Origin of the sequence: Desertibaculum subflavum (assembly GCA_003576705.1) — a bacterium.
GTDB lineage: Bacteria > Pseudomonadota > Alphaproteobacteria > Ferrovibrionales > Ferrovibrionaceae > Desertibaculum > Desertibaculum subflavum.
The window spans coordinates 111,053-117,439 of the sequence record QOZS01000012.1 but is presented as its reverse complement, the minus strand read 5'-3'; the positions used below and the strand labels follow the sequence as shown (position 1 = coordinate 117,439).

The window sequence follows — 6,387 nt, the reverse complement described above, 5'->3', positions numbered from 1 at the left end:
CGGTCGCGGTGCGGGCGCCGCGGGGCGGGCGGCAGGCGCGGTCGCGGGCTTTGCCGCGGCAGCCGGCTCGGCCGCCTTGATGGGCGGGCGCGGCGGGGCGATGCTGCGCGTCTTGCGCACCTCGACGGCGACGGCCTTCGACCGGCCGTGGCTGAAGCTCTGGCGCACTTGGCCGGTCTCCACCGTCTTCTTGACGGCGCCGGGACGCGCGGGCGGCGGCACCCGCCCGGATTTCTTTTCCTCGGACTCGTTCACTTCGCTCATGCCAACTCCGGTCCGCTCGCCGTCAACGGCTTGCCTGACAAATGCGTATTCCCCGCCGACAATGGTTCAGGCGGCGACCGGAAACCGGCCAGCCGCTGAGCCTCGGCAAGGAAGGATGAGGTCAAGCCACCAGGCGACAAGGCTGCATGTACCACATTTTCCCGGCCCAGGGCCAAGCCCAATTCGGCCGAGCTCAGGATTTCCACCCGCTCGATCCCGCGCGCCAGCCGCGCCAGCTTGGCCTTGCCGTCCGGGCTGGCATCGGCGGCCTGCACCAGCACCGCCACCCGGCCGGCGACCAGTCGTTCCTCGACCTTGACGAACCCCGCCACGGCGAGCCCGGCCCGCCGGCACAGGCCCACAAGGTTGATGCACCGCCGGGCCAGTAACCTTTCTATTTGATCTGCCAAATCGGGCGATACTTTGACCGCCTGCTTTGCAGCGCGCGCGAAGGCGCCCTTTCGCACGGCGAGTTCGACAGCCTCCCGTCGCGCGCAGACCCACAGGCCGCGGCCGGGCAGCTTGCCCTCGATATCGGGCACGATCGCAGCTTCCGGCCCGACCACGCAGCGGACCAGCCGGGCGCGCTCCGCCGTCTCGCCGGTGGCGATGCAGCGCCGTTCGGGCGCCCCGGTCTCACGCGCGGGCCGGCTCGCCTTCGCCTCCCTCGGCTTCGGCCTCGATCACGGCCTCGTCGTCGCCTTCACCTTCACCTTCCGCCGGCGCCTCGTCGGCGAACCAGTGGGCGCGTGCGGCCATGATCAGGTTGTTGGCGTCGTCCTCGGTCAGGCCGCTGTCCTTCAGGATCTCGAGCAGCTCGTCGGAGGCAAGGTCGGCGAAGTCGTCGAGGCTCTTCACCCCGGCCTCGCCGAGCTTGACCAGCATCTCCGGGGTCAGGCCACCAAGCTCGACCAGGTCGTCCTCGACGCCGAGCGCGCGGCGCTGTTCCTCGAACTTGGCGTCGCGGGCGGCGACGAACTCGACGGCGCGGCGCTTCAGTTCCAGACCGCGGCCTTCCTCCAGCCCGCCGAGTTCGTTGATCTCGTCGTCCTCGACATAGGCGAGATCCTCGACCGAGCCGAAGCCCTCCGCGACCAGCAGCTGCGCCGTCGTCTCGTCGAGGCCCAGCACGTCCATGAAGTGCTTCGACCGTTCGGCGAAATCGGCCTGGCGGCGCTCGCTCTCCTCCTTCTCGGTGAAGATGTCGATGCCCCAGCCGGTCAGCTGCGAGGCGAGGCGCACGTTCTGGCCGCGCCGGCCGATGGCGAGCGAGAGCTGGTCGTCCGGCACCACCACCTCGACGCGGTTGGCGTCCTCGTCCAGCACCACCTTGGTCACTTCCGCCGGGGCCAGCGCATTGACGATGAAGGTGGCGGGATCGGGCGACCAGGGAATGATGTCAACCTTTTCGCCCTGCAGCTCGTTCACCACGGCCTGCACGCGGGAGCCTCGCATGCCGACGCAGGCGCCGACCGGATCGATCGAGCCGTCGTTCGACACGACGGCGATCTTGGCGCGGGAGCCGGGATCGCGCGCCACCGCCTTGATCTCGATGATGCCGTCATAGACCTCCGGCACTTCCTGGGCGAACAGCTTGGCCATGAACTGCGGATGCGTGCGCGACATGAAGATCTGCGGGCCGCGCGGCTCGCGCCGGACGTCGTAGACATAGGCGCGCACCCGGTCGCCCTGGCGGAAGCTCTCGCGCGGCAGCACCTCGTCGCGGCGCAGGATCGCCTCGGCGCGGCCGAGATCGACGGTGACGTTGCCGTACTCGACGCGCTTGACCAGGCCGTTGACAATCTCGCTGATGCGATCCTTGTACTCGCCGTATTGCCGGTCGCGCTCGGCCTCGCGCACCTTCTGCACGATCACCTGCTTGGCGCTCTGCGCGGCGATGCGGCCGAAATCGACCGGTGGCAGGGGCTCGGAGATGAAGTCGCCGACCTGCGCATCTGGGTTGCGCGCCACCGCGTCTTCCACCGCAATCTGGGTCGCGTCGTTCTCCACCGTGTCGACCACCTCCAGCAGGCGGGCGATGCGGGTCTCGCCGGTCTTGCGGTCGATCTCGGCGCGGATGTCGTTCTCCATGCCGTAGCGCGAGCGCGCGGCCTTCTGGATCGCATCTTCCATCGCGGCCAGCACGATGTCGCGGTCGATCGATTTCTCGCGCGCGACGGCGTCGGCGACGGTCAGGAGTTCGAGCCGGTTGAGGCTGAGCGGTTCGGTTGCCATCACACGTTCTTCCCTTTCGAGCGCTTCAGCGCCGCCTGAATCAGTTCGTCGGTCAGGACCAGCTTCGCCTCGGCGATCTCGGCGATGGGGATCGCCGCCTGGCCGCCCACCTTGTCGCTGGTCTCGTAGTCGATCCGCACCTTGTCGCCCTCGACCGGCCCGAGCTTGCCCTTGAAGCGCTTGCGGCCGTCGACCGGAATCCGCGTCTCGATCCGCACGACGAAGCCCTGATGCCGCGCGAAGTCGTCGGTCCTGACCAGCGGCCGGTCGATGCCGGGCGAGGAGACTTCCAGGTTGTAGGCGCCCGCGATCGGGTCCTCGACATCCAGCACGGCGGAGACGGCGCGGCTCACCTCGGTACAGTCGTCGATGCTCATCGAGCCGTCGGCGCGCTCCGCCATCAGCTGCAGCACCGGCCGGCCGCCGCCGCCGATGCGCAAGCGCACCAGCCGGAAGCCCATCGCGTCCAGCGTGGGTTCGATCAGGGACGCGAGGCGCCCTTCCGCGAGCATGTGATTCGACCGCTCTCCGAACTTACTTCCCGGGGGATGTGCGAGAGATCCTGGCCCGGAAACGAAAAAGTGGGCCGCTGGCCCACTCCGTCAGTCCACTCGATCCGACCGGACCGAGCCAGCGATGTTGCGCGGTATCTAGGCGAGGCGGCCCCGGATTACAAGGGGAAATTGCCCGCCCGGCGCTATGCTGCGCGGATCTGTGAAGGAGCCGCCCGTGCCGATCGAGCTTTATCTCGCCTATGTCGTCGCCTGCTTCGCCATCACCGCAATCCCGGGACCGACGGTCACCCTCATCGTCGCCAACAGCCTCACGCACGGCACCCGGGCGGGCCTTCTCAACGTTGCCGGTACGCAGGTCGGGCTCGGCCTGATGATGGCGACCCTGGTGGTCGGCCTCGCCTCGGTGATCGAGGCCATGGGCTGGTGGTTCGACTGGCTGCGCCTCGCCGGCGCGGCCTACCTCGTTTGGCTCGGCTGGAAGCTGATCCGCGCCTCCGGCGAGGTCGACGCCATCGGGACGATGCCCCGGCCCCGCGGCGGCTTCTTCCTGCAGGGCCTGCTGGTGATGCTGTCGAATCCCAAGGCGCTCGTTTTCTTCGGCGCCTTCATCCCGCAATTCGTCGACCCCGCCGCCGACCATCGGGCCCAGGTCGTGCTGCTCGGCCTTACCGCCATGGCCATGGCGCTGGCGACCGACGGCGCCTATGCGGTGCTGACCGGCCGCGCCGGCCGGTCGCTGAGCCGGGCGCGGGTGCGGCTGGTATCGCGCCTCAGCGGCGGCTGCCTGATCGGGGGCGGCCTCTGGCTGGCTCTCAGCCGCAGCCGATAGGTTTACGCCAGTAAAGTTCGCCGAAATGGCCATCGCTTACGTCAGAGGTAATTGATTCGCTTATCCCGGCCCGCAGAATGGGCCGATGACGGCGAAGATCCAGGACGACGAGGCAGAGCCGGCGGGCGCGTTCAGCCGGTTGCTGCGGCACTGGCGCAGCGCGCGGCGGCTGAGCCAGCTCGGCCTCGCGGCGGAGGCCAGCATCTCCGCCCGCCACCTTTGCTTCCTCGAAACCGGCCGGGCGCGGCCGAGCCGCGAGATGGTGCGCCTGCTCGGCACGGCGCTCGACCTGCCGCTCGCCGAGCAGAACGCGCTGCATGTGGCGGCCGGCTTCGTGCCGCCGCATGGCGAGCGGGGCCTCGCCGCGGACAATCTCGAGCCGGTGCAGCAGGCGCTCGACTTCATCCTGCGCCAGCAGGAGCCCTATCCCGCCATCGTGGTCGACGGCCGCTGGGACATCCGCATCCGCAACCAGGGATCGGCGCGCGTCTTCCGGCTGTTCCACCAGGCCTACGACATGCCGACGGCATTGGCCGGCAATGCCGTGCACGTGGTCTTCCACCCCAAGGGCCTCAGGCCCTTCATCGCCAACTGGGCGGCCTTTGCCGGCCACATGATCCAGATCCTGCACCGCGAAGTGGCGCAGGGCCATCGCCCGGCGGCCGAGCTGCTGGAGGAGATCGGCGCCTATCCGGACCTGCCGGCCGGCTGGAGGCGGCCGGCGCCGCCCGCCGCCGCGGCACCGGTGATGACGATGCAGCTGCGCAAGGGCGAGCGCCGCTTCGCCTTCTTTTCGACCTTCACCACGCTCGCCATGCCGACCGATGCCGCCCTGCAGAAACTGAAGATCGAGAGCTTCTTCCCGGCCGACAGCGCGACCGAGGAGACCATCCGCAACTTGCCGGCCTGAGCCACGAAGGACACCGCGATGCAAACCGCCATTCGGACGACGCCATCGGACACCATGCGCGCTCTCAGCGCCCTCAACGCGCGCTTCATCCACAACTACGTCACCAACGACGTGCCGGGCCACGATGCCATCCTGCATGCGCGCTTCCTCTGCATCACCTCCAAGGGGCAATACCAGGACCGCGCCGCCTATCTCGAATTCTGGGCCACCGGCTTCGACCCCAGGGTCATCGTCTACTGGGACATGCGGGACGAGCGCATCGACGTGATCGGCGATGTCGCGCTGGTACGGGCGACCAACAAGTTCGTCGCCCGCCGCGACGGCAGGGAAGTGACCGGCATGACCACCTATACCGACACCTATCTGTTCGAGAACGGCGGCTGGAAATGCATCCAGGCGCAGATCACGCCGGTGGCGCCGGAGAATTATCCGGCCGACGACACCATCGTGGTGTCGTATGTGGAGGGCGAGCGGCAGGGCTGATCGGGGCGCGACCTCGCCGGCTTTGCCCGCTAGGCTGGCCGGCATGTCAGACCGTTCGAACGGCAGCCGCGATGCGGCGGCGATGATGCGATTTCAGGCCGGCAAGCGCTCGGCGGTGATCGCCTATGGCCTGTGGTGCCTGATCTTCTTCGGGCTCGCCGGCATCCACCGCTTCTATCTCGGCCGGGTTTTCTCCGGCCTGATCCTGCTGCTGCTCGGGCTGGTCTGCGTCGCGCTGGCCTTCCTCTCCTTCGGCCTGCTCAGCTTCCTCTGGGTGCTGCCCGGACTCTGGGCGCTGATCGACCTCATGCTGATCCCCGGCATGACCCGCGACTACAACGAGGACCTGATCCGCCGCCTGACTTAGGTTTACGTCAGTCAAATCTCGCTTGTGATACCGGATTGACGTGAGTAAAGTTATGCCGTGGCTATGGAGACGACGGGACAGAGGCGGATTCTCGAGGCGGGGCTGCGGCTGTTCCGCGCCGGGGGGCCTGAAAGCGTGACCCTTCCGGAAGTCGCGGCCGAAGCCGGGCTGACGCGGCAATCGATCCACATCTATTTCGGCGGCCGGGCCGGGCTGCTCGCCGCGCTGCGCGCCGAACTCGAGCGCACCTCGCCGCGCGCGGTGGCGCTGCGCCAGGCGGCGGGACTGCGCCCCGCGCCACAGGCGCTCGCCGCCTATGTCGTCGCCTGGATGCGCTACATGCCGGAAGCCGTCGCCTTGGCCGACCCGCATGCCGGTGCGTCGCCGACGCTGCGCCGCATCGTCGATCGCCTCGCCGGCGAAGGCCGCCTTGCGCCCGGCTGGAGTGCGGAGGAGGCGAGCGCCTGGATCGCCGCGCAGCTCTCGCCGGCGACGTGGCGCGCGCTGGTGATGGAGGCGGGCTGGCCGCCGCAGCGGGTTGCTGAGCGCATGATCCACAGCCTCGGCGCCACACTCATCGCGCCAGACTGATCGCGCCAGACTGATCGCGCCAGACTGATCGCGCCAGACTGATCACGTATGAATAGCGCTTCTTCATTGCGCGGCTTTCGACGCCCGCGCTAACCTCGCGGTCACAGGGAGTGCGGTCGCCAAAAGAACAAGGCGATCCACGACGAGCCGGCCGGGCATGGGAGTGCCGCGGGCGGCGAGATGAAAACCGAGC

9 protein-coding genes are annotated in these 6,387 nt (G+C 68.7%); 5 read left to right on the top strand and 4 right to left on the bottom strand.

Going from position 1 to position 6,387, the window contains the following annotated elements; all coding sequences use genetic code 11:
• The 4 genes from DT074_RS08565 to rimP form a co-directional block, all read right to left on the bottom strand.
• The coding region (locus DT074_RS08565; RefSeq protein ID WP_162914735.1) for a translation initiation factor IF-2 associated domain-containing protein at window positions 1-264 on the bottom strand (264 nt) is incomplete at its 3' end.
• Window positions 261-875 (bottom strand): RNA-binding protein, encoded by a 615-nt coding sequence (locus tag DT074_RS08560; protein ID WP_368744546.1) that lies wholly within the window; start codon window positions 873-875, stop codon window positions 261-263. The genes DT074_RS08560 and DT074_RS08565, both read right to left, overlap by 4 nt.
• Before the next feature lie 25 nt (window positions 876-900).
• The gene (gene nusA / locus DT074_RS08555; protein WP_119419422.1) at window positions 901-2,499 is read right to left on the bottom strand and encodes a transcription termination factor NusA; all 1,599 of its coding nucleotides are present in this window, start codon (window positions 2,497-2,499) and stop codon (window positions 901-903) included.
• Complete coding sequence (rimP, locus tag DT074_RS08550; protein ID WP_119419411.1) at window positions 2,499-3,011, bottom strand: ribosome maturation factor RimP; 513 nt, start codon at window positions 3,009-3,011, stop codon at window positions 2,499-2,501. The genes nusA and rimP overlap by 1 nt, the downstream gene beginning before the upstream one ends.
• Window positions 3,012-3,228: 217 nt before the next feature.
• Between rimP and DT074_RS08545 the strand changes: the two genes are divergently transcribed.
• From DT074_RS08545 to DT074_RS08525, 5 genes are all read left to right on the top strand, one after another.
• Window positions 3,229-3,843 carry a LysE family translocator gene (locus DT074_RS08545; RefSeq protein ID WP_119419421.1) on the top strand — a complete coding sequence of 205 codons (615 nt, stop codon included), beginning with the start codon at window positions 3,229-3,231 and terminating at the stop codon, window positions 3,841-3,843.
• A gap of 85 nt (window positions 3,844-3,928) precedes the next feature.
• Window positions 3,929-4,753 carry a helix-turn-helix domain-containing protein gene (locus DT074_RS08540; RefSeq protein WP_119419410.1) on the top strand — a complete coding sequence of 275 codons (825 nt, stop codon included), beginning with the start codon at window positions 3,929-3,931 and terminating at the stop codon, window positions 4,751-4,753.
• 18 nt (window positions 4,754-4,771) lie between these two features.
• The gene (locus tag DT074_RS08535; protein WP_119419409.1) at window positions 4,772-5,236 is read left to right on the top strand and encodes a nuclear transport factor 2 family protein; all 465 of its coding nucleotides are present in this window, start codon (window positions 4,772-4,774) and stop codon (window positions 5,234-5,236) included.
• A gap of 43 nt (window positions 5,237-5,279) precedes the next feature.
• Window positions 5,280-5,603, top strand: coding sequence for a TM2 domain-containing protein (locus tag DT074_RS08530; protein WP_119419408.1), 324 nt, complete (start codon window positions 5,280-5,282; stop codon window positions 5,601-5,603).
• Window positions 5,604-5,666: 63 nt separating this feature from the next.
• Complete coding sequence (locus DT074_RS08525; RefSeq protein WP_119419407.1) at window positions 5,667-6,194, top strand: TetR/AcrR family transcriptional regulator; 528 nt, start codon at window positions 5,667-5,669, stop codon at window positions 6,192-6,194.
• Window positions 6,195-6,387 lie beyond the last annotated feature (193 nt).

Excerpts from the sequence above, each read along its gene's own strand:
- nusA (WP_119419422.1), bottom strand. The coding sequence starts at position 2,499 with ATGGCAACCGAACCGCTCAGCCTCAACCGGCTCGAACTCCTGACCGTC.
- DT074_RS08530 (WP_119419408.1), top strand. The coding sequence starts at position 5,280 with ATGTCAGACCGTTCGAACGGCAGCCGCGATGCGGCGGCGATGATGCGA.
- DT074_RS08525 (WP_119419407.1), top strand. The coding sequence starts at position 5,667 with ATGGAGACGACGGGACAGAGGCGGATTCTCGAGGCGGGGCTGCGGCTG.
- DT074_RS08535 (WP_119419409.1), top strand. The coding sequence starts at position 4,772 with ATGCAAACCGCCATTCGGACGACGCCATCGGACACCATGCGCGCTCTC.
- DT074_RS08540 (WP_119419410.1), top strand. The coding sequence starts at position 3,929 with ATGACGGCGAAGATCCAGGACGACGAGGCAGAGCCGGCGGGCGCGTTC.
- rimP (WP_119419411.1), bottom strand. The coding sequence starts at position 3,011 with ATGCTCGCGGAAGGGCGCCTCGCGTCCCTGATCGAACCCACGCTGGAC.